Genomic DNA, 21,548 nt, shown 5'->3' with positions numbered 1-21,548 from the left:
TTACTGTGAAAATCCTTTCGCTATCGTGTCTACAGTCGTATTTAAAAGGTCTATATATGTTGGTACTGGGCCATCGGCAGTTGATAATGAGTCAACATATAACACGCCACCGTATTTTGCCCCGGTTTCTTTACTGACTTGGCGAGCAGGTTTATCAGAAATGGTACTTTCACTGAATACCACGGGGATGTTGTACTTACGGACAGTATCAATCACTTTTTTCACTTGTTGAGGAGAGCCTTGCTCTTCCGCATTGATTGGCCACAAATACACCTCTTTAAAGCCGTAATCTTTCGTTAAATAGCTAAATGCGCCTTCACTTGAGACTAACCAACGTTCATTTTCTGGAATGCGATTTAAACGTTCACGTAAAGGGGCATCAAGTTCAGCAATTTGCTGCGCATATTTTTTGGCATTGGCATTATATATTTCTGCATTTTCAGGATCATATTTGACCAGAGCTTGACGAATATTTTCAATATAAATTTTAGCATTGGCAGGAGACATCCATGCATGTGGATTTGGGTTATCTTTATATTCACCTTCACGGATTGGCATTGGCTCAATGCCCTCAGTGACTACGACAGCAGGAACATTTTTAAAATTTTCAAAGAAACGTTGGAACCAAACTTCCAAATTCATCCCATTCCATAAGATTAAATCTGCATCATAGGCTTTCATAATATCTTTAGGAGTTGGTTGATAACCGTGAATTTCCGCACCAGGCTTCGTTATAGACTCGACAATTGCTGCATCTCCAGCTACATTTTGAGCGATATCTTGAATAATGGTAAAAGTGGTTACGACTTTAAACTTTTTAGCAAAAGCAGGTTGGCTAAAAAAGATGACTGCTACCAAAGCAAACATACTGGTTAGTAAAGGTGCAGATAATCGAGATACGTTCTTCTTCATAAAAGTTGACCCTGACATTATTGGTTTAGCGTTTTTTAACATACAGTTGTTAAGGTTTATAACAATTATATTTTATATCCTAATTGATAATGATTATCAATATCAATTGTGAAAAATAAATACAAAAAGTGTGGAATAGCATTATTCGTCATTATAGGCTTCTAAGTCCCATGGCTATTTGTATGACTAAAACACGTCCTGAAGTAAAAGTTAAGTAAAAATTATTTTATTTTTCTTAGGATTAGTTATTCTGCCATCGGCTTCCATCGTAGAGGATTCGACAGTGAGAAAAATAATTGGCGGTACTTTTATGCTACTGCTACTAGCAGGTTGTTCAAGTGAGCCAGATAGGCCTGTAACAAAACAGCGAATGTTAGAGCCTACAGGGCCAATAGCCACACAAAATACGACATTTCCAAGAACGCCTTTTGATGAATTTATTCGTGACTCTGCGGTTCGTTATAGTGTTGATGAAGCTTTAATTAGGGCTATTATTGAGGTCGAATCCAATTTTAGGCCTGAAGTTGTCAGTAAATCCAACGCAATAGGTTTGATGCAGATTAAAGCTTCGACAGCGGGGCGTGACGCATACCGTTACCAAGGGAAGTCAGGGGAGCCGAGTACTCGTGACCTAAAAGATCCACAAAAAAATATTGATATTGGCACAGCCTATATTCGTATTTTAAGGGAACAGCACCTTGCTGGAATAAGCCACCCTCAGACGTTATATTATGCAACTGTTGTCGCTTATGTGAACGGGGCTGGAGCGTTATTAAGAACATTTGATAATGATAAGGGTAGGGCGATTGCAATGATTAACAGCTTATCGCCGGAAGAATTTTATCAACATGTACAAACAAAACATCCTGCACCGCAAGCCCCACGGTATTTGTGGAAAGTTAAAAATGCTTACAATGCATTAGCTATGTCTTATTGATATTCACGCATTAAGTGTGGGAGTTGCGCGACAATTTCAACAATTCCGTTGATTACAAATTGCACTCCCATACAGATTAATAAAAATCCCATCACCCGTGCGATTGCATCAATACCGCTATTTCCTAGCCACCTCATAATAGAAGTTGCGCCTCTTAAACCAATCCAAACGATGAGACTTGCAATAAAAAAGGTAATTACGGGGGCGACTTTTAAAACCCATGGGGCAAAACTAACATTACCTTGTAATGATGCAGTGGAGCTGATGATCATAGCAATAGTACCAGGGCCTGCGGTACTTGGCATAGCAAGAGGAACAAAGGCAATGCTAGGTGATTCTTGGCGTTTTTTAGGGACATTTGGATCATCAAGGGCATTGGCGGTTGGGTCTTCCCCAACATCACTGCTAGGAAACAGCATGCCAAATCCAATAAATGCCACAATTAGCCCGCCTGCAATTCGCAGTCCTGGTATTGATATTCCAAATGTGTTCATGACTAATTGGCCTGCATAAAAAGCGATTGTCATGATTGCGAATACATAAATAGAGGCCAATAACGATTGATGGTCACGCTGCTCTTTTGTCATATTAGCAGAGATGCTTAACATGACTGCAATTGCAGTTAAAGGGTTGGCGAGAGGAAGTAACAGTACTAGACCAATACCAACGGCTTGAAATAGCTCAAGAAAATTTGTCATGGAAGTTAGATTCAAGCTCCTGATTAATGTGAATAAAACACCTTATCTCAAATGATAGCAAAATTTCTTATAGATCTGTAGGTTAGCATTTATATCTAGTGAGATATTTTATGGTAGGAGGTGGTTAGCATACTGATGAGTAAGAGTTAATATTAACTATCATTTATTAGTTTGTAGATAATAAGAGTTGTTCACATTAATTGTGGATAACAATGGCTTTCATCTGTGAATAACTTATTTTATTTGTTAAATAACAGCAAGATGAGTGATTGTGGTAAAAGTATTCAATTTTTAAAGGCAAAAAAAAACCTTTTTATGGGGGATAAAAAGGTTAAGGGCATTTCGTAACAGGTTGTCTTTAAGTTGATATGGGATACAGTATATCTGCTGCAATGTTATTTACTGATAATTTATGTAAATTCATTAAAAGAATTCACTGTGACAGACAAGTAAAGGGTAAAAAAATATGTTAAACGGAATCAACCATTTAACTTTAGCTGTAACTGATTTAGAAAAAAGTATTGGTTTTTATCAATCACTACTTGGTATGAAGTTACATGCGAGTTGGAAAAAGGGCGCCTATATTTCCTGTGGCGATTTATGGTTATGTTTATCATTAGATATAACTCGCCAATTTTCGTCCCCAGAAAAAACGGATTACACACACTATGCCTTTAACGTTGATGCGAAAGACTTTCTTATCGTTGTTGATAGGCTAATGCAAGCAAATGTCATTGTCTGGAAAGAAAATAAAAGTGAAGGAGATTCTTTTTACTTTCTTGATCCAGATGGCCACAAATTAGAATTGCATGTAGGCGGCTTATTACAGCGCTTAAAGAGCTGCCAAGAAAAACCGTATGAAGAAATGAAATTTTATTAAAAAGAGTTATGGATTTCTTTACAAAGGATTTTTAGTTTTAAAAATAGCTTTACGCAGAGTTGGTTATCCTATTTTCAGTTAATTTTGAGTAATAGGAAAAAGAATGAAAAAACTTATAGCGACATTAGCCGGGGCGTCGATGCTATTAGTTTTGGCTGCCGCCATGTTACTAATCGTTTTTCCTCAGCAGTGGAGGCAAAGCATTTATCCGAATATATCCCAAGTCTTACCAACATCGCTCAGTGCTATTTTACCGCAGAGTTTAGCCAGTAATGATATTTGTAATAGTCTAGAGGATAACCTGCAAAGTTTTACTGATTATCTTAAAGTGAATCAGGACATTGTTGATGTAAAGGGAATGAATAGTTTAGATGAACAACTTGCCAATATTCAAACCAGAATTGATTCTATGCCCAGTGATGTACGAAATTTAGTTTGCCAGCAAGAATATAGTAAATTAGAAGGTTTAAAGAGTGTGTTTTCCTTAACTCCCAATAACTAATTATTTTTGTAGTTAATATCACTCCTCTATATGTTCCTCCACTCAAATTTATATATTCATTTATGGTATGCTAATAGCATCATTTTGGCTTACAGGTAACGCAATGAATATATTTAAATTGCCATTATTGAATTGGTTAGTCGCTAATGGGGTCGCTGTATATTTTCTTTCCAAGCAAGATCTTTTAGACTGGACGTTTTCTGGTTGGATGGGAATTTTAGGTATATTAATTGCACTGGAGAGTGTGAGTTGGGTCGCGACAAGCCTTTACTACTTTTATAAACATAAAACATCACCAAATCCTACGGTTAAGGCAACGCATTTAGTGACTAACGGGCCTTACCGATTTTCACGTAATCCAATGTATTTAGCTTTTACATCAATGAGCTTGGCTTTAGCTTTCTTTTCACATTCTCCTTATTTTTTGGTCGCAGGGTTAGTATTTTGGCTGATTACTGATTTATATACGATCCCACAGGAAGAACGTTTTTTATCTGCATCATTTAAGAATGAGTGGGAAAAATATAGCAAGCAAACGAGACGTTGGTTATAGATTTATGGAAATGAGACGCTTTATCATTTAATCTGTTTTGTACACTTCAAATTTAGAATTTACGCAAAACATATTAAGGATAATCATGAACTATCAGGTGGCGCCATTTTGGATATACTCCAGTAAACTCGCATGTTTTATAATGTTCAGTGTATTTTTTGCTTTTTTTTCAGTAAGTGGTTTTATACTTTATTTATTTACCATCGGGGTTGTTTGGGCTGTTGTTGTTTCATTTAAAATTCATGGAATGAAGGAAAAAGGAATAGTCTTAAAAAATAGCGATACTTCTGATTGGATAGTATATGTGAATGGTATTCCAGTCCAAGAAAGAAGACAAACTCTCTTCAATCCCTGTTTTGCAACGATACAGCATGCGAAGTCATTCTTTAGTATTGCCTTTATTATTCGGGCGTTAATTCAAATTATCTTTTGTATTTATTTATTTTGGCAAATAGAGAAATTAGATAATATTTATGTACTATTACTCTCGTTAATAGCTACTTTCTACATCATTTACTCTTTATGGAAATCAATTCAATCGGTTATTATTCTTCAACAAAATAAGATAATCAGTGAAGAGTTAATCGCACCTAGTGGATCCCGTTGGTATCGTGTATTTTTCAAGCAAAAAGAGAAACTATTTCCTGCATTGGATAACTTATTCACCATTTAATCGGGAAGGTATTGATTTTTCATATGAAGAAGAACAATTAGCGGCATTACGCTATCACCATAAAATAGGTCTGTGTTATCATTAGTAGTTGAGTTACTCACGATGTAACGAAATAGGGCACTTAAATTGCCCATATTTGTGTACATGTCTTGCATTGTGAAGTGAGAAATCGTTAGTAACGTATTGATTTATAACTTTGGAATAATCAAGCAAGTGATCTTTCGTGTGGGTCACCACTGCTGATAAGGATTTTTTAATGCCTGTTATTACTCTTCCTGATGGAAGTCAGCGTCAGTTTGACCACCCCGTTTCTGTGATGGATGTTGCTCGTGATATCGGCGCAGGTTTAGCTAAAGCCTGTATTGCGGGTCGAATTAATGGCGAACGTGTCGATGCATGTGAAATAATTGAACATGATGCAAACGTATCCATTATTACGAGTAAAGATGAAGACGGACTCGAAATTATTCGTCACTCTTGTGCTCACCTGTTAGGTCATGCAATTAAACAACTATGGCCAAACACGAAAATGGCGATTGGCCCTACTATCGATAATGGTTTTTACTATGATGTCGATTTAGACCATATGCTGACGCAGGAAGACTTGGAAAAGCTTGAAAAGCGTATGCTTGAGCTTGCCAAAACAGATTATGATGTGGTGAAAAAACGTGTTTCTTGGAGCGAAGCTCGTGAAACTTTCGTTACCCGTGGCGAAGACTATAAAGTTGAAATTTTAGATCAAAATATTAGCCAAGATGACCGCCCTGGTTTATATCATCATGAAGAATATGTTGATATGTGTCGTGGTCCACACGTACCGAATATGCGTTTTTGCCACCATTTTAAATTACAGAAAGTGGCTGGCGCATACTGGCGTGGTAACAGCGATAACAAAATGCTGCAACGTATTTACGGCACCGCATGGGCCGATAAAAAACAATTAGCGGCCTATTTATTACGTTTAGAAGAAGCAGCTAAGCGTGACCACCGTAAAATTGGTAAACAATTAGATTTATACCATATGCAAGAAGAAGCGCCGGGTATGGCATTCTGGCATAATGACGGTTGGACAATTTTCCGTGAGCTGGAAACCTTTGTACGCACTAAACTGAAAGCTTATAACTATCAAGAAGTTAAAGGCCCATTCATGATGGATCGTGTGCTGTGGGAAAAAACAGGTCACTGGGATAACTATAAAGACGCGATGTTTACGACTTCTTCTGAAAACCGTGAATATTGTGTGAAACCAATGAACTGCCCAGGTCACGTACAGATTTTCAACCAAGGTTTGAAATCATACCGTGACTTACCATTACGTATGGCAGAGTTTGGTAGCTGTCACCGTAATGAGCCATCAGGTGCACTGCACGGCTTAATGCGTGTGCGTGGCTTTACTCAAGATGATGCACATATCTTCTGTACTGAAGAGCAAATCTTAAGCGAAGTAACTAGCTGTATTGAAATGATTTATGATGTTTACGCAACTTTCGGTTTCGAAAAGATTGTCGTAAAACTATCAACCCGTCCTGAAAAACGTATCGGTACTGACGAGATGTGGGATCGGGCGGAAGAAGACTTAGCGAATGCACTGAAATCAAAAGGTATTGAGTTTGAATACCAACCAGGTGAAGGCGCATTTTATGGTCCGAAAATCGAGTTTACACTGTACGACTGCCTTGACCGTGCATGGCAATGTGGTACTGTCCAGTTAGACTTCTTCTTACCGGGCCGTTTAACAGCTTCCTATGTAGGTGAAAATAACGAACGTATCGTTCCTGTTATGATCCACCGTGCAGTGTTAGGTTCACTAGAACGCTTCATTGGTATCTTAACAGAAGAGTATGCAGGCTTTTTCCCAACATGGTTAGCACCACAGCAAGTGGTTGTAATGAACATTACTGATAGCCAAGCAGATTATGTTCAAGAATTAGTAAGCAAGCTGCAAAGTGTTGGCATTCGTGCGAAAGCGGACTTACGTAACGAGAAAATCGGCTTTAAGATCCGTGAACACACGCTGCGTCGCGTCCCTTACATGTTAGTATGTGGTGATAAAGAAGTTGAATCAGGTAAAGTTGCTGTACGTACCCGTCGTGGTAAAGACTTAGGCAGCCTTGATGTCAACGAATTCATGACAAAACTGCTTGAAGAGATCCGCAGTCGTCAACTCAATCAGATGGAGGAATAAGGTATTAAAGGCGGAAAAAAACTCCCAACGGCGCGCCCAAATCGTATTAACGATGAAATTCGCGCAACAGAAATCCGTGTCACTGGTTTAGACGGTGAGCAACTTGGTGTAATGAGTGTGCGTGAAGCCCTCTTTAAAGCAGAAGAAGCAGGTGTCGACTTAGTCGAAATCAGCCCAAATGCTGAGCCACCAGTTTGTCGTATCATGGACTACGGTAAATATCTTTATGAGAAAAGCAAATCTCAAAAAGAACAAAAGAAAAAACAAAAAGTTGTTCAAGTGAAGGAAATTAAATTCCGTCCGGGAACTGACGAAGGCGACTACCAAGTTAAACTACGTAGTTTAATTCGCTTTTTGGAAGATGGTGACAAAGCTAAGGTGACACTGCGTTTTCGTGGTCGCGAAATGGCTCACCAACAGATTGGCTTAGAAGTGCTTAACCGCATCAAAACCGATCTGGATGAACTGGCATCAGTAGAATCATTCCCATCAAGGATTGAAGGACGCCAGATGATCATGGTATTGGCACCAAAGAAAAAATAATTAAGCCAGTATGGTTATAGCGAAGTAATTGCTAGAGTCTAGCAGCGCTCATTTGGGCGCTGCTTCTCTATTTTGTTTGTCTTATCTAATGAGTAAAAATAATTGCTTCAATGCTACAAATTTCCCTCAAAATCCAAGTTTTCAAACAGTTCAGTGTGATTTATTGCAAGATTTACTTGAGTAATCCGGCAAGAAGCATTAAAATCCGCGGTCGAATCACTTTGTCGGCGCATAGCGCATAAAGACAAACAAAGAATATCGTACACGCGTCAAGTAGTAACTATTGAGTGACGAGTGTATTTGCTTGAGAGAAGCAAATCTCTTTATCCAATTGGAGGAATGAAGTATTAAAGGCGGAAAAAGAATCCCAACAACACGTCCAAATCGTATCAATGATGAAATTCGTGTTCCAGAGGTCCGTTTAACGGGTTTAGACGGTGAACAGTTAGGCATCATGAGCGCACGCGAAGCGCTTGAAAAAGCTGAAGAAGCAGGTGTAGACCTAGTGGAAATCAGCCCAAATGCTGAACCGCCAGTTTGTCGTATCATGGATTACGGCAAATTCCTTTATGAGAAGAGCAAATCTCAAAAAGAGCAAAAAAAGAAACAAAAAGTTGTTCAGGTGAAGGAAATTAAATTCCGCCCTGCTACAGATGAAGGTGATTATCAGGTCAAACTACGCAACCTGACTCGCTTTCTGGAAGATGGTGATAAAGCTAAAGTTACACTGCGCTTTCGCGGTCGTGAAATGGCTCACCAGCAGATCGGTCTGGAAATGCTTAACCGTATCAAAGCTGATCTGGAAGAACTAGCATCCGTGGAGTCTTTCCCTTCAAGAATTGAAGGGCGTCAGATGATCATGGTGCTGGCACCGAAGAAGAAATAATTAGGCCTGCAAGTAATACTCGTTTATAGCAATATAGATGTTATTCGCCTAATTAATTCGTAGTTAATCACAATGCGAAGTTGGAAATAAAAGAAATGCCAAAGATTAAAACTGTACGTGGCGCAGCAAAGCGCTTTAAAAAAACTGCAGGCGGTGGCTTTAAGCGTAAGCATGCAAACCTTCGTCACATCCTGACTAAAAAGTCAACTAAGCGTAAACGCCATTTACGTCCGAAAGGAATGGTATCTAAGGGCGATCTGGGTCTGGTAGTTGCTTGCCTGCCTTACGCATAAGTAAACAATTTAGTTAATATAAGATAAAGACGATAGGAGATAGCTTATGGCTCGCGCAAAACGTGGTGTAATCGCCCGTGCACGTCACAAAAAAATTCTGAAGCAAGCGAAAGGTTACTATGGTGCACGTTCACGTGTTTACCGCGTAGCATTTCAAGCGGTAATCAAAGCTGGTCAATATGCTTACCGTGACCGCCGTCAACGTAAACGTCAGTTCCGTCAACTGTGGATCGCACGTATCAACGCTGCGGCTCGTCAGAACGGTCTGTCTTACAGCCGCTTCATCAATGGCTTGAAAAAAGCTTCAATTGAAATCGACCGTAAGATCTTAGCAGACATCGCAGTTTTCGATAAAGCAGCATTCACTGCTTTAGTTGAAAAAGCGAAAGGCGCTTTAGCTTAATTGTTTGCTTGGAAAGAGGAAGGAAACTTCCTCTTTTCATTTATAGCTATTTGTGTTAATACTTTAGATACAGTTAGTTATTGAGAGTTTACTACATGCATTCTGTGATTTTTCGTTTCTTTTTTTACTTTAGCACCTGAATTCCGGGGGCTTTTTCGCGTAAATAGAAAAAAGAAATGAAAAGTTACGCTAAAGCCTCCTTAGGGAGGCTTTTTCATTTCTAGTTTTAGATTAAGTACAGTAAAATCAGTTAAGTATTCATTCATTACCAAATAGAATGTGAAGCTTAATATATATAGTGAATAACTAGCAAAAAGACCAAGTGGTCATAAAGGGGAAACAATGCCACATCTCGCTGAGTTGGTTGCACAGGCAAAAGCAGCCATTGAACAGGCCCAAGATGTTGCTACGTTGGAATCAGTGCGTGTTGAATATTTAGGCAAGAGCGGCCATTTCACACTACAGATGAAAACGTTGCGTGATCTGCCTGCTGAGGAACGTCCAGCAGCAGGGGCTGTGATAAATGAAGCTAAAGTACAGGTTCAAGATGCACTGAACGCCCGTAAGGACGCGATGCAAGCTGAAATTCTTAATGCACGTCTAGTATCAGAAAAAATTGATGTGTCATTACCTGGGCGTCGTATGGAAAATGGAGGGTTACACCCAGTGACCCGTACAATTCAGCGAATTGAAGAGTTTTTTGGCGAATTAGGTTTCTCTGTTGAAACTGGTCCAGAAATCGAAGATGACTATCATAACTTTGATGCGTTAAATATACCAGCTCACCATCCCGCGCGTGCTGACCATGATACTTTTTGGTTTGATGCAAAACGCTTACTGCGTACGCAAACATCGGGTGTACAAATCCGTACAATGAATGGCCAACAACCACCGATTCGTATCATTGCTCCTGGTCGTGTATATCGTAATGATTACGACCAAACGCATACACCAATGTTCCATCAAACAGAAGGCCTGATTGTTGATAAAGATATCAGTTTTACCAATCTAAAAGGCACATTGCATGATTTCTTGAATAACTTCTTTGAAGAGGAAGTTCAAGTACGTTTCAGACCATCATATTTCCCATTCACCGAACCTTCAGCGGAAGTTGATGTTATGGGTAAAAATGGTAAATGGTTAGAAGTATTAGGCTGCGGAATGGTGCATCCAAATGTATTGCGCAATGTAGGTATTGACCCTGAAGTCTACTCTGGATTTGCCTTTGGTATGGGGATGGAGCGCTTAACAATGCTACGCTACGGTGTTTCTGACCTACGTGCATTCTTCGAAAATGATCTTCGTTTCCTCAAACAGTTTAAATAAGGCGGGGTTATCTCATGAAATTCAGTGAACTATGGTTACGCGAATGGGTAAACCCGGCGATTAGTAGTGAAGCATTATCTGACCAAATCACGATGGCGGGTTTGGAAGTTGATGGTGTAGATGCAGTTGCTGGCCAATTTCACGGCGTTGTTGTTGGTGAAGTGGTTGAGTGTGGTCAACACCCAAATGCAGACAAACTGCGCGTTACAAAAGTTAACGTAGGCGGTGAGCGTTTATTAGATATCGTCTGTGGTGCACCAAACTGCCGTCAAGGCCTAAAAGTTGCTGTTGCAACGGTTGGTGCGGTATTACCGGGTGATTTTAAAATTAAAGCGGCAAAACTACGTGGCGAGCCTTCTGAAGGTATGCTGTGTTCTTATTCTGAACTGGGTATTTCTGATGACCACAGCGGAATTATTGAATTGCCGCAGGATGCCACTATCGGTACCGATATTCGTGAATATCTAAAACTTGATGATAATGCAATTGAAATCAGTATTACACCTAACCGTGCAGATTGCTTAAGTATTCTTGGGGTTGCACGTGATGTCGCTGTTATTAATAAATTAGCGCTAAATGAGCCTGCTATTAATACAGTATCTGTGACCATAAAAGATACTTTCCCAATTCGAGTAGAAGCACCTAATGCCTGCCCACGTTTCTTAGGTCGTGTGATCAAAAATATTGATGTGTCAGCGCCAACGCCAATGTGGATGAAAGAAAAGTTGCGTCGTGGTGGCGTCCGTTCTATTGACGCGGTTGTGGATATTACCAACTACGTCTTATTAGAATTGGGTCAGCCTCAACACGCTTATGATCTAGACCGTTTAGATGGTGCTATTGTTGCTCGCATGGCAAAAGAAGGGGAGAAACTAGTTCTCCTTGATGGCAGTGAAGCAACGTTAAAATCAGACACATTAGTGATTGCTGATGAATCAAAAGCACTGGGGATTGCAGGTATTTTTGGCGGTGAACACTCAGGTGTTAATACGGAAACCAAAAATATTTTATTAGAGTGTGCATTCTTCGACCCATTATCGATCACAGGTCGTGCACGTAATTACGGTTTGCACACTGATGCATCTCACCGTTTTGAGCGTGGTGTTGACCCTCAATTACAGTTTAAAGCGATTGAACGTGCTACTGCGCTAATTGTTGAGATTTGTGGTGGTGAAGTCGGTGAAATTATTGATGTAACCAGTGAGCAACATTTACCAAAAGCCGCAAATATTAAACTGACACGCAATAAATTAGACCGTTTGATTGGTCATTTTATTGAAGATGAGTTAGTTACGGATATTTTGACGCGTTTAGGATGCAAAGTCACGGCTTCTGCTAATACATGGGATGTTGTCGCTCCAAGTTGGCGCTTCGATATGCAAATCGAAGAAGACTTAGTGGAAGAAGTCGCTCGTGTTTATGGTTATAACAGCATCCCTGATGTGCCATTACGTGCTGATTTGACCATGACTAATCACAAAGAAGCTAACCTACCTTTAAAACGTATTAAAGCAATGTTAGTTGACCGTGGTTATCAAGAAGCAATCACTTATAGTTTTGTTGACCCTAAAGTTCAAGCTTTACTGCATCCACAACAAGATGCGTTGCTTTTACCTAACCCGATTTCTGTTGATATGTCAGCGATGCGTTTATCGTTACTGACTGGTTTATTAGGAACGGTTGTCTATAATCAAAATCGTCAACAAAATAGAATTCGTTTATTTGAGACAGGTCTGCGCTTTATTCCTGATAATCAAGCAGAATATGGAATTCGCCAAGAACCTATGTTGGCAGGGGTGATTACAGGTAACAGATTTGAAGAACATTGGTCATTAGATAAACAAGTTGTTGACTTCTTTGACTTAAAAGGTGATCTTGAAGCTGTTTTTGAATTGACTGGGAAACTAAATCAAATTACATTTAAATCTGAGGCACATCCTGCATTGCATCCAGGTCAAAGTGCTGGGATTTATCTGGAAAATGAACACATTGGCTTTATTGGTGTAGTTCACCCAGAATTAGAACGCAAACTCGATTTAAATGGTCGTACGGTGGTGTTTGAGGTTCGTAGTGATGCGATAGCACAACGTGTCATCCCTGAAGCTAAGGCGATTTCGCGCTATCCATCGAACCGCCGTGACATCGCTGTTGTCGTGCCAGAAGATGTGGCTGCTGCTGAAGTTTTAGCAGAGTGTAAAAAAGTTGGCATAAATCATATAGTTGGCATAAACTTATTTGATGTGTACTGTGGTGAAGGAATAGCGGATGGCTATAAGAGCCTTGCTATCAGTCTTGTCTTCCAAGATACCCAGCGTACTATGGAAGAAGAAGAGATCACTGCTACCGTTGATCTGTGTATTGCTGCGTTAAAACAGCGATTCCAAGCCTCCTTGAGGGACTAAACCTATGGCGCTTACTAAAGCTGAAATGTCAGAAAATTTGTTTGAAAAACTGGGTGTTAGCAAACGTGATGCTAAAGACCTTGTCGAAACTTTCTTTGAAGAGGTTCGCCTTTCCTTAGAAAATGGTGAGCAAGTAAAATTATCTGGATTCGGTAACTTTGATTTACGTGATAAAAATCAACGTCCCGGACGTAACCCAAAAACTGGGGAAGATATTCCAATTACTGCCCGCCGTGTTGTTACCTTCCGCCCAGGCCAAAAATTAAAAAGCCGTGTAGAAAAAGCAACGCCGAAAGAGTAATTATATCGTTTGATATGAAAAAAGACCGCCTAGGCGGTCTTTTGTTTTTGGAAACTGTGATAGTAGTTGAGAGTTGATTAGACATCATAGGATTGCAATTTTAAATCGTGATTAATTAGAGCTTCTATGTAAATTTGTGCGTCACTATTTAATTTAATCTGAGAAGCAAAAGGTAGGCCTGAGCTAGTGACTAAACTTGGTGCAAAGCAAGTTGCTAAGTTGTAAGCATCCATTTTATTTGTTTGCTGATTTTTTGTGATTTCAGCGAATAGAGGAATGACTAATTGTAGTGTTAACGGTGTTTTTTCAAGAGATAAAAATGCATGTTGAGCATTTTTATCTAGTTCTTTCAGTAGCTCTCTTTTGTCTTGATTGATTGAGTTTTGAGCGAAAATTTCCTTTAATAACGCAGATTTTTGTTGTACTACATCGGCTAATTTATGAATGGATTTTGGAGAGGTTTCTAATGAATGAATATTTTTTTCTATTAGATTAGCAGCAATCTTTTTGTAAGCTGAAGTAAGAATTTTAATATCAACAATATCTTTGTTTAAAAGATATTCTTTAAGTGGCTTGCCTGCGAGTAGGTGTGAGACTAATTTATCACGCTCAAGCGCATTTGCTGATGTGCGAAAAAGACCAATTGTTTCCCTGTAATTTGGGTGAGTTAAAATGGCGCTACCCAGTTTATTAAGCTGAAGATAATTCATTTTTTCATCGCCAGTGAGTTCTTTACAGTAATCGATAGCCTTTATGTTTTCTTGCTCTATCTTTTTCGCAGCTAATTTGTCTTTTTCACAAATTGGTGAGGTTGGGGGCATTTCAGTAGAGAAGGTGGGATAGTGTTTGACCGTATTTGATTGAAACTTGCGTAAGATATAGTTTTTTATACTAGACAGAACATTAATTTTTCTAATTGAATTTATAAATCCTTTCTTCTTCTCACTAGAGGGGCGCATATTTTCGTGAGGATTTGTTATCAGTGATGATTTGAGTGCATTGTTTCTAGCTTTCATAGGTTTCCATAGAGATTATGTTAAAATTAAAAATTAATTTAAATCTATGGTGATAATATATCTTGCATAAAAAACGGTAATTTTCTAACTCAATAATAAATAAGTAAATATATATATGACTTATTCTTTGCTTGGATTACAAAAACAACAAAATAAATCAGACATACGTTTAATCGTATTTTTGTTTTTCTCTCTTTTTATCATTGCAATATTGTCGCTCAGTGCTGGGGAGATTTGGTATTGGCCTAGCCAATGGATGGATGATCCCGCGCAGTTGTTTGTCTGGCAAATTCGCTTTCCCCGCACACTAGCGGTCATTGTCATTGGCGCAGCTCTTGCAGTCACAGGGGCTATAATGCAAGCTTTATTTGAAAACCCTTTAGCAGAACCAGGCTTATTAGGGGTTAGTAATGGTGCGGGTGTCGCGGTGGTGCTGACTGTATTATTATCATCAGGCGTGACGCACTATTGGCTATTAAGTATTAGCGCAATTATGGGAGCACTATTTTTTACCTCCATATTGCTCTATTTTGCTCGCCGTAAAAACTTGAATAATTCAAGTTTATTGCTTGTTGGTGTTGCTCTAGGCGTGATTAGTGGTGCCTGTATGACATGGATGGTGTACATGAGCAGCAACCTTGATTTGCGACAGTTACTCTATTGGATGATGGGGAGTTTTAGTGGGGTTGATTGGCGACAATTTGGTCTTGTTATTGGTTGCTTGCCATTTTTAATTTGGGTGCTTTTCCAAGGAAATATACTGAATTATCTTTCATTAGGAACGGTACAAGCCTATCAATTAGGTATCTCAATTTATAAATGGCGCGTTATATTGATTATTATTAGCGGTGTATTAATTGGCCTCAGCGTTGCTATTGCGGGGGCGATTAGCTTTATTGGCTTAGTTATTCCTCATATATTGAGATTAAGTGGTTTAACAGATAACCGCGTATTATTGGTTGGTTCTGCAGTGGCAGGGGCATTAGGGTTATTAACAGCAGATATTCTGTCTCGGTTATTAATCGCCAATGCGGAAGTTCCCATTGGTGTTATTACGGCAACCTTAGGGGCTCCGGTATTTATTTTCTTGTTAATTCGTCACCAACAATGGCGGTAAAAATGATGGAAAATAAATTAATTATTGATATTAAAAACATTACTATCGATACACGCTTGGTCAATGTTTCAGCTCAAGTGCTAGCTGGTGAACAAATTCATATATTGGGTGCCAATGGGGCCGGAAAAAGTACATTATTAGCTGCGATAAGCGGTTATTTGCCTGTAGGTGGCGATATTTTAATTGGTGGGCAAAGTATACGGCAATATCATATTGCTCAATTGAGCCAACAACGTGCTTATCTTTCACAATTAGTTAGTTACATTCCAATACTCAAAGTTTTTCAATATGTTGGCCTGTTTTCACCTAACATAGTGTTTTCTGCTGGTGTTTTTGAGCGTTTATGTAGCGATTTTCAACTAACATCATTATTAAGTAAACCTATTAACCAACTCTCGGGTGGTGAATGGCAAAGAGTCCGAATTGTAGCAGCATTTTTGCAGGTCTGGGATAAACAGCAATGCGAGGGGAAATTTATACTATTGGATGAGCCGACCAATAATTTAGATATTATTCAGCAAGCAATGCTTGATAAATGGATTAAATATTTTTGTGATTGCTTAGGAACCGTTATAATGAGTGGTCATGATCTTAGCCATTCGTATAAAAATGCATCTTGTATTTGGATGATAAAACAAGGACAGTTAGTCGCAGTAGGGAAACCAGAATGTATAATGACAGAAAAAAATTTATCTGACATATTTATGTCTGAAATTAAGTTAAGCCACAGTGCATCTCACCGGGTGTGGCAGGTTATAAATTTAACGGATAAGCAATAAGGTGTTTTTATCACTTATTTTTACATGATAATCCCGCAATGTTTGCAGGTGTTGAGGTTCGGTTAAAGTATAATTAACTAGAATATTCTATTCACAATGAAAACTAGGCTATAAACAATATGAGCAATTTCTTACCATTTTCAAAACCGGCAATCGGTGATGAAGAGGTCAAGGCAGTTGAAAAAGTTCTGCGTTCAGGCTGGATAACTACAGGCCCACAGAATCATCAATTAGAAGAAGATTTTTGTAAGCGTTATGGCTGTAAGCATGCGATTGCACTTTCTTCTGCAACAGCGGGGATGCATGTTGTTTTAATGGCATTAGGTATTGGCCCTGGTGATGAAATTATTACACCATCACAAACATGGGTTTCTACGATTAACATGATTGAATTGCTTGGTGCAACCCCTGTGATGATTGATGTTGATCGTGACACATTAATGATCCAACCCGATGCCGTAGAAAAAGCGTTAACAGAAAAAACAAAGGCCATTATCCCAGTTCATTATGCGGGGGCTCCTTGTGATCTTGACGCATTGCGTTTGATTGCTCAAAAAGCCGGTGTAGCTTTAATCGAAGATGCAGCACATGCAGTGGGTACTCGTTATAAAGATGAGTGGATTGGCGAAAAGGGAACGTCTATTTTTTCTTTTCATGCCATCAAAAATGTCACCTGTGCGGAAGGGGGATTAGTCGCAACAGATGACGATGAACTTGCTCAGCGTGTACGTACACTCAAGTTTCACGGTCTAGGGGTTGATGCGTTTGATAGACAAATGCAAGGCCGTAAGCCGCAAGCCGAGGTTGTTGAGCCCGGTTTTAAATATAATTTATCGGACATTCACGCCGCGATTGCAGTGGTGCAGTTATCACGAGTTGAGCAATTAAATCAGCGTCGTGCGGAACTTACAGCTCGTTATCGTGAGTTGCTGAAAAATTCTCCTTTACAAATGTTGAGTGTCCCTAGTTACTCACATTTACATGCAAATCATTTATTTATGGTACGTGTCGATAAAGCAGCATGCGGTATTGATCGCGATACATTCATGGAAAAATTGAAAGAGCATGATATTGGAACAGGGTTGCACTTTCGTGCCGCGCATACACAAAAATATTATCGCGAAAAATACCCTGAGTTAGTTTTACCTGAATCAACATGGAATAGCGCCACATTGTGTTCGTTACCTTTATTTCCCGATATGACTGATGCAGATGTTGAACGGGTCGTTAAAGCTGTAGAAGCAGTTCTTTTGGAGTCAAAATAGTGTCACACGCAGATGAATTTGATGAGATTAAAAAAGTCTCAGTGGTAATCCCTGTCTATAATGAAGAGCAGAGCTTACCGCAATTACTAGAACGTACTATCAAGTCATGTAAACAATTAACTCAATCCTATGAATTAATTCTAGTTGATGATGGTAGTAGCGATCGTTCAGCACAAATGCTTACAGAAGCAGCGGAAAATCCAGAAAACCACGTTATTGCAATTATTTTAAACCGTAATTATGGGCAGCATTCTGCTATTATGGCAGGTTTTAACCAAGCGGATGGCGATTTAGTAATTACCTTGGATGCGGATTTGCAAAATCCGCCAGAGGAAATCCCTCGTTTAGTGCAAACAGCGATGCAAGGTTATGATGTAGTTGGTACACGCCGTGCGAATCGCCAAGATTCTTGGTTTCGCAAAACAGCGTCTAAAATGATTAATGCGATGATCACCAAAGCAACAGGCCGCTCTATGGGTGACTATGGCTGTATGTTACGTGCGTATCGCCGTCATATTATTCAAGCTATGTTGCAATGTCATGAAAGAAGTACATTTATTCCTATTTTAGCAAATACATTTGCACGTAGAACCATTGAAATTGATGTAGCGCATGCAGAACGCGAGTTTGGTGATTCTAAATACAGCTTTATGAAGCTGATTAATTTAATGTATGACTTATTAACATGCCTGACTACGGCACCACTGCGTTTATTGAGTGTTGTCGGTAGTATTATCGCCGCTGGCGGTTTTTTATTAGCGGTATTGTTAATTGCATTGCGTTTAATTTTTGGCGCAGAGTGGGCCGCAGATGGCGTATTCACGCTGTTTGCAGTACTCTTTATGTTTATTGGTGCACAGTTTGTTGCCATGGGTTTATTGGGCGAATACATTGGTAGGATCTACAATGATGTACGCGCGAGACCTCGTTATTTTATTCAAAAAGTCGTTGGAGCAGATGCGAAATCCGACAAAAATCAGGAAGAAGACTAATGAAAGCTATTGTTTTTGCCTATCATGATATTGGCTGCGTAGGGCTAAAAGCGCTTGAAAAAGCAGGTTTTGATATCCAAGCAGTGTTTACCCACACTGATGACCCAAATGAAAACCACTTTTACTCCTCTGTTGCGCGTTTAAGTGCTGACATGGAGCTTCCTGTTTTTGCGCCTGAAAACGTTAATCACCCATTGTGGATTGAACGTATTCGCGAAATGAAACCTGATGTGATTTTCTCCTTCTACTATCGTGATATGTTGAGTGAAGAGCTGTTAGCTATCGCGCCTAAAGGTGCGTTTAATCTACATGGTTCATTACTCCCTAAATATCGCGGTCGTGCGCCTATTAATTGGGCATTATTAAAAGGCGAAAGCGAAACAGGTGTAACCTTACATAAAATGGTAGCTAAAGCCGACGCTGGCGATATCATTGCTCAAGAAAAAGTGGTTATTACCGATACAGACACTAGCCTAACTTTACATGCAAAAGTCCGTGAAGCGGCGGAAGTTTTGCTGGATAAAACACTGCCATTAATCGAAGCTGGTAGCTACAAAGCGGTTGCACAAGACGAAAGTCAAGCAACGTACTTTGGTCGTCGTACCGCTGAAGATGGTTTAATTAATTGGAACGACAGTGCAAAAGACGTTAATTGTTTGATTCGTGCAGTGACTGAACCTTACCCAGGTGCGTTTACCTATTTAGGTGCACGCAAAATGGTTATTTGGCGCGCACGCGTTTTAGATGATAACCAAGGTAAACCAGCAGGTACGGTACTTTCGAGTGACCCACTGCGTATCGCTTGTGGTCAAGGTGCTATCGAAGTGATTAGCGGCCAAAGTGAGACGGGTTTATATATGCAAGGTAGCCGCCTTGCTAACGAAATGGGTATCGTGACAGATGTTCGTGTTGGTGCAAAACCAACGGCACAAGTAAAACGTCGTACACGTGTTCTGATCCTTGGTGTTAACGGCTTTATCGGTAACCACTTGACTGAGCGCCTGTTAAAAGACGGTAATTACGATATCTATGGTATGGATATCGGTTCTTCCGCAATTGAACGTTTTATTGGTAACCCACGTTTCCACTTTATTGAAGGTGACGTTAGCATCCATACAGAATGGATTGAATATCACATCAAAAAATGTGACGTTATTTTGCCTTTGGTTGCGATCGCGACGCCAATCGAATATACCCGTAACCCACTGCGTGTTTTCGAGTTAGACTTCGAAGAAAACTTAAAAGTTGTACGTTACTGTGTGAAATACAACAAACGCATCATTTTCCCATCAACTTCTGAAGTTTATGGTATGTGTGATGATAAAGAGTTTGATGAAGATGAATCACGCCTGATCGTAGGTCCAATCAATAAACAACGTTGGATTTACTCAGTATCTAAACAATTACTTGACCGAGTGATTTGGGCATACGGTGCAAAAGAAGGTCTGAAGTTCACCTTATTCCGTCCATTTAACTGGATGGGACCACGTTTAGATAGCTTGAACTCTGCGCGTATTGGTAGTTCTCGTGCAATTACACAGTTGATCTTGAACTTGGTTGAAGGTTCTCCGATTAAACTGGTTGATGGTGGTGCACAAAAACGCTGTTTTACAGATATTAAAGACGGTATTGAAGCACTGTTCCGTATTATCGAAAATAAAGATGGCAAGTGTGACGGCCAAATCATCAATATCGGTAACCCAACGAATGAAGCCAGTATTCGTGAATTAGCGGAAATGTTGCTGGAAAGCTTCGAAAAACACCCACAACGTGGAAAATTCCCTCCATTTGCAGGTTTCCGTGAAATCGAAAGCAGCAGCTATTATGGCCAAGGGTATCAAGACGTTGAACACCGTAAACCAAGTGTTGAAAACGCACGTCGTTTACTGGACTGGGTTCCAACTATCGATATGAAAGATACCATTGAAGAAACATTAGATTTCTTCTTACAAGGTGCTGTTGAAGAGTTAGGTAATAAAGACTAATGAAAAAAGTTGGCTTGAGAATTGATGTGGATACTTACCAAGGTACATTAAAAGGGGTTCCACAGTTACTCAAAGTGCTCAAAGAGTATAATATTCAGGCCAGCTTTTTCTTCAGCGTAGGACCCGATAACATGGGGCGCCATTTATGGCGCCTTTTGCGTCCTAAATTTCTGTGGAAAATGCTTAGGTCTAATGCAGCATCCCTTTATGGGTTAGATATCTTATTAGCGGGCACAGCATGGCCGGGTAAAAAAATTGCTAAGGATTTAGGTTACTTGATGAAACAAACCTTGGATGCTGGCCATGAAGTTGGCTTACATGCATGGGATCATCAAGGCTGGCAGGCTAAGGTTGCGAAATGGAGCAAACCGCAACTGACAGAGCAGGTTAAGCTAGGTGTTGATGCATTGGAGCAAGCTATTGGGCATCGTGTGACTTGTTCAGCCGTCGCTGGTTGGCGAGGCGATGAGCGCGTATTGGAAGTTAAACAAACGTTTAACTTTGACTACAACAGTGATTGCCGTGGTAAATATCCATTTAGGCCAATTTTAGCGGATGGCTCATTAGGGACAGTTCAAATTCCTGTAACACTGCCGACTTACGATGAAGTTGTGGGAACAGTCGTGAGTGATGAGGCATTTAATGATTTTATTCTTCAAGCAATTAAAGAAGATCAAGGCGTTCCAGTTTATACTATTCACACTGAAGTGGAAGGGATGTCTAAATCGGAACAATTTTCACAATTATTGGAACGAATTACACAAGAAGATATCCAATTCTGTACATTGAGTGAATTACTGCCAGACGATTTGAATTCATTGCCAAAAGGGCGTGTGGTGAGGGCACCATTCCCTGGGCGTGAAGGCTGGCTAGGCTGCCAAGAAGAGGAATAAGCAACCT

At 39.7% G+C, this 21,548-nt stretch carries 23 protein-coding genes and 1 other annotated feature; of the genes, 20 read left to right on the top strand and 3 right to left on the bottom strand.

Annotated features, from left to right (window positions below):
• The gene (locus M1F26_RS11265; RefSeq protein WP_140170588.1) at nt 1-912 is read right to left on the bottom strand and encodes a metal ABC transporter substrate-binding protein; all 912 of its coding nucleotides are present in this window, start codon (nt 910-912) and stop codon (nt 1-3) included.
• Nucleotides 913-1,222: 310 nt separating this feature from the next.
• On the opposite strand from M1F26_RS11265, the gene M1F26_RS11260 reads away from it, so the two are divergent.
• A complete protein-coding gene (locus M1F26_RS11260; RefSeq protein WP_233618327.1) occupies nt 1,223-1,849 on the top strand; it encodes a transglycosylase SLT domain-containing protein in 627 nt (208 codons plus the stop codon).
• Here M1F26_RS11260 and M1F26_RS11255 read toward each other — a convergent pair.
• Nucleotides 1,843-2,547 (bottom strand): MarC family NAAT transporter, encoded by a 705-nt coding sequence (locus tag M1F26_RS11255; RefSeq protein WP_004263665.1) that lies wholly within the window; start codon nt 2,545-2,547, stop codon nt 1,843-1,845. The two genes, M1F26_RS11260 and M1F26_RS11255, sit on opposite strands and share 7 nt — an antisense overlap.
• Before the next feature lie 466 nt (nt 2,548-3,013).
• Here M1F26_RS11255 and fos point away from each other — a divergent pair, with 466 nt between their 5' ends.
• The 13 genes from fos (at nt 3,014) to ihfA (ending at nt 13,494) form a co-directional block, all read left to right on the top strand.
• Nucleotides 3,014-3,427, top strand: a complete 414-nt coding sequence (gene fos, locus M1F26_RS11250) for a fosfomycin resistance glutathione transferase (protein WP_004263671.1) — start codon at nt 3,014-3,016, stop codon at nt 3,425-3,427.
• A 103-nt stretch (nt 3,428-3,530) separates the two neighbouring features.
• Nucleotides 3,531-3,929, top strand: a complete 399-nt coding sequence (locus tag M1F26_RS11245) for a hypothetical protein (protein ID WP_140170586.1) — start codon at nt 3,531-3,533, stop codon at nt 3,927-3,929.
• A gap of 103 nt (nt 3,930-4,032) precedes the next feature.
• Entirely contained in the window at nt 4,033-4,482 is a 450-nt protein-coding gene (locus tag M1F26_RS11240; RefSeq protein ID WP_140170585.1) for a methyltransferase family protein, read from the top strand.
• Nucleotides 4,483-4,567: 85 nt separating this feature from the next.
• A complete protein-coding gene (locus tag M1F26_RS11235; RefSeq protein WP_140170584.1) occupies nt 4,568-5,155 on the top strand; it encodes a hypothetical protein in 588 nt (195 codons plus the stop codon).
• A 256-nt stretch (nt 5,156-5,411) separates the two neighbouring features.
• Nucleotides 5,412-7,340, top strand: coding sequence for a threonine--tRNA ligase (gene thrS, locus M1F26_RS11230; RefSeq protein ID WP_140170583.1), 1,929 nt, complete (start codon nt 5,412-5,414; stop codon nt 7,338-7,340).
• 3 nt (nt 7,341-7,343) lie between these two features.
• On the top strand, nt 7,344-7,883 hold the full coding sequence (gene infC, locus M1F26_RS11225; RefSeq protein WP_071524538.1) for a translation initiation factor IF-3: 540 nt from the start codon (nt 7,344-7,346) through the stop codon (nt 7,881-7,883).
• A gap of 346 nt (nt 7,884-8,229) precedes the next feature.
• Nucleotides 8,230-8,769 (top strand): translation initiation factor IF-3, encoded by a 540-nt coding sequence (gene infC / locus M1F26_RS11220; protein ID WP_140170582.1) that lies wholly within the window; start codon nt 8,230-8,232, stop codon nt 8,767-8,769.
• Nucleotides 8,770-8,864: 95 nt separating this feature from the next.
• The gene (rpmI, locus tag M1F26_RS11215) at nt 8,865-9,062 is read left to right on the top strand and encodes a 50S ribosomal protein L35 (protein WP_004263702.1); all 198 of its coding nucleotides are present in this window, start codon (nt 8,865-8,867) and stop codon (nt 9,060-9,062) included.
• A 46-nt stretch (nt 9,063-9,108) separates the two neighbouring features.
• Complete coding sequence (rplT, locus tag M1F26_RS11210) at nt 9,109-9,465, top strand: 50S ribosomal protein L20 (RefSeq protein WP_004263714.1); 357 nt, start codon at nt 9,109-9,111, stop codon at nt 9,463-9,465.
• 89 nt (nt 9,466-9,554) lie between these two features.
• Nucleotides 9,555-9,684: a sequence feature (Phe leader region), on the top strand.
• Nucleotides 9,561-9,605: a pheST operon leader peptide PheM gene (pheM, locus tag M1F26_RS20005; RefSeq protein WP_136134757.1), complete on the top strand. Its 45-nt coding sequence runs from the start codon at nt 9,561-9,563 to the stop codon at nt 9,603-9,605. Its footprint overlaps the feature before it by 45 nt.
• Before the next feature lie 123 nt (nt 9,685-9,807).
• Nucleotides 9,808-10,791, top strand: coding sequence for a phenylalanine--tRNA ligase subunit alpha (gene pheS, locus M1F26_RS11205; RefSeq protein WP_004263717.1), 984 nt, complete (start codon nt 9,808-9,810; stop codon nt 10,789-10,791).
• 14 nt (nt 10,792-10,805) lie between these two features.
• On the top strand, nt 10,806-13,193 hold the full coding sequence (pheT, locus tag M1F26_RS11200) for a phenylalanine--tRNA ligase subunit beta (protein ID WP_140170581.1): 2,388 nt from the start codon (nt 10,806-10,808) through the stop codon (nt 13,191-13,193).
• Between the two features lie 4 nt (nt 13,194-13,197).
• Complete coding sequence (gene ihfA, locus M1F26_RS11195) at nt 13,198-13,494, top strand: integration host factor subunit alpha (protein ID WP_004263721.1); 297 nt, start codon at nt 13,198-13,200, stop codon at nt 13,492-13,494.
• 77 nt (nt 13,495-13,571) lie between these two features.
• On the opposite strand, the gene M1F26_RS11190 is transcribed toward ihfA, so the two are convergent.
• Entirely contained in the window at nt 13,572-14,510 is a 939-nt protein-coding gene (locus M1F26_RS11190; protein WP_140170580.1) for a RhoGAP domain-containing protein, read from the bottom strand.
• A 115-nt stretch (nt 14,511-14,625) separates the two neighbouring features.
• Between M1F26_RS11190 and btuC the strand changes: the two genes are divergently transcribed.
• The 6 genes from btuC (at nt 14,626) to arnD (ending at nt 21,541) form a co-directional block, all read left to right on the top strand.
• Nucleotides 14,626-15,627: a vitamin B12 ABC transporter permease BtuC gene (btuC, locus tag M1F26_RS11185; protein ID WP_140170579.1), complete on the top strand. Its 1,002-nt coding sequence runs from the start codon at nt 14,626-14,628 to the stop codon at nt 15,625-15,627.
• A gap of 2 nt (nt 15,628-15,629) precedes the next feature.
• Nucleotides 15,630-16,406 carry an ATP-binding cassette domain-containing protein gene (locus M1F26_RS11180; RefSeq protein ID WP_140170578.1) on the top strand — a complete coding sequence of 259 codons (777 nt, stop codon included), beginning with the start codon at nt 15,630-15,632 and terminating at the stop codon, nt 16,404-16,406.
• A gap of 119 nt (nt 16,407-16,525) precedes the next feature.
• Nucleotides 16,526-17,671 carry a UDP-4-amino-4-deoxy-L-arabinose aminotransferase gene (arnB, locus tag M1F26_RS11175; RefSeq protein ID WP_140170577.1) on the top strand — a complete coding sequence of 382 codons (1,146 nt, stop codon included), beginning with the start codon at nt 16,526-16,528 and terminating at the stop codon, nt 17,669-17,671.
• Complete coding sequence (gene arnC, locus M1F26_RS11170) at nt 17,671-18,663, top strand: undecaprenyl-phosphate 4-deoxy-4-formamido-L-arabinose transferase (protein WP_004263733.1); 993 nt, start codon at nt 17,671-17,673, stop codon at nt 18,661-18,663. Before arnB ends, arnC begins: the two co-directional genes overlap by 1 nt.
• Entirely contained in the window at nt 18,663-20,648 is a 1,986-nt protein-coding gene (arnA, locus tag M1F26_RS11165) for a bifunctional UDP-4-amino-4-deoxy-L-arabinose formyltransferase/UDP-glucuronic acid oxidase ArnA (RefSeq protein ID WP_140170576.1), read from the top strand. The genes arnC and arnA overlap by 1 nt, the downstream gene beginning before the upstream one ends.
• On the top strand, nt 20,648-21,541 hold the full coding sequence (gene arnD / locus M1F26_RS11160) for a 4-deoxy-4-formamido-L-arabinose-phosphoundecaprenol deformylase (protein WP_140170575.1): 894 nt from the start codon (nt 20,648-20,650) through the stop codon (nt 21,539-21,541). Before arnA ends, arnD begins: the two co-directional genes overlap by 1 nt.
• The last annotated feature ends 7 nt before the right edge of the window (nt 21,542-21,548 follow it).

Source organism: Providencia sp. PROV048, assembly GCF_033688165.1.
Classification (GTDB): domain Bacteria; phylum Pseudomonadota; class Gammaproteobacteria; order Enterobacterales; family Enterobacteriaceae; genus Providencia; species Providencia hangzhouensis.
Note: the sequence above shows the minus strand (reverse complement) of the source record. Positions and strands in the feature narration are given on the sequence as shown.

Excerpts from the sequence above, each read along its gene's own strand:
- M1F26_RS11265 (WP_140170588.1), bottom strand. The coding sequence starts at position 912 with ATGAAGAAGAACGTATCTCGATTATCTGCACCTTTACTAACCAGTATG.
- M1F26_RS11260 (WP_233618327.1), top strand. The coding sequence starts at position 1,223 with ATGCTACTGCTACTAGCAGGTTGTTCAAGTGAGCCAGATAGGCCTGTA.
- M1F26_RS11255 (WP_004263665.1), bottom strand. The coding sequence starts at position 2,547 with ATGACAAATTTTCTTGAGCTATTTCAAGCCGTTGGTATTGGTCTAGTA.
- fos (WP_004263671.1), top strand. The coding sequence starts at position 3,014 with ATGTTAAACGGAATCAACCATTTAACTTTAGCTGTAACTGATTTAGAA.
- M1F26_RS11245 (WP_140170586.1), top strand. The coding sequence starts at position 3,531 with ATGAAAAAACTTATAGCGACATTAGCCGGGGCGTCGATGCTATTAGTT.
- M1F26_RS11240 (WP_140170585.1), top strand. The coding sequence starts at position 4,033 with ATGAATATATTTAAATTGCCATTATTGAATTGGTTAGTCGCTAATGGG.
- M1F26_RS11235 (WP_140170584.1), top strand. The coding sequence starts at position 4,568 with ATGAACTATCAGGTGGCGCCATTTTGGATATACTCCAGTAAACTCGCA.
- thrS (WP_140170583.1), top strand. The coding sequence starts at position 5,412 with ATGCCTGTTATTACTCTTCCTGATGGAAGTCAGCGTCAGTTTGACCAC.
- rpmI (WP_004263702.1), top strand. The coding sequence starts at position 8,865 with ATGCCAAAGATTAAAACTGTACGTGGCGCAGCAAAGCGCTTTAAAAAA.
- rplT (WP_004263714.1), top strand. The coding sequence starts at position 9,109 with ATGGCTCGCGCAAAACGTGGTGTAATCGCCCGTGCACGTCACAAAAAA.
- pheS (WP_004263717.1), top strand. The coding sequence starts at position 9,808 with ATGCCACATCTCGCTGAGTTGGTTGCACAGGCAAAAGCAGCCATTGAA.
- pheT (WP_140170581.1), top strand. The coding sequence starts at position 10,806 with ATGAAATTCAGTGAACTATGGTTACGCGAATGGGTAAACCCGGCGATT.
- ihfA (WP_004263721.1), top strand. The coding sequence starts at position 13,198 with ATGGCGCTTACTAAAGCTGAAATGTCAGAAAATTTGTTTGAAAAACTG.
- M1F26_RS11190 (WP_140170580.1), bottom strand. The coding sequence starts at position 14,510 with ATGAAAGCTAGAAACAATGCACTCAAATCATCACTGATAACAAATCCT.
- btuC (WP_140170579.1), top strand. The coding sequence starts at position 14,626 with ATGACTTATTCTTTGCTTGGATTACAAAAACAACAAAATAAATCAGAC.
- M1F26_RS11180 (WP_140170578.1), top strand. The coding sequence starts at position 15,630 with ATGATGGAAAATAAATTAATTATTGATATTAAAAACATTACTATCGAT.
- arnB (WP_140170577.1), top strand. The coding sequence starts at position 16,526 with ATGAGCAATTTCTTACCATTTTCAAAACCGGCAATCGGTGATGAAGAG.
- arnA (WP_140170576.1), top strand. The coding sequence starts at position 18,663 with ATGAAAGCTATTGTTTTTGCCTATCATGATATTGGCTGCGTAGGGCTA.
- arnD (WP_140170575.1), top strand. The coding sequence starts at position 20,648 with ATGAAAAAAGTTGGCTTGAGAATTGATGTGGATACTTACCAAGGTACA.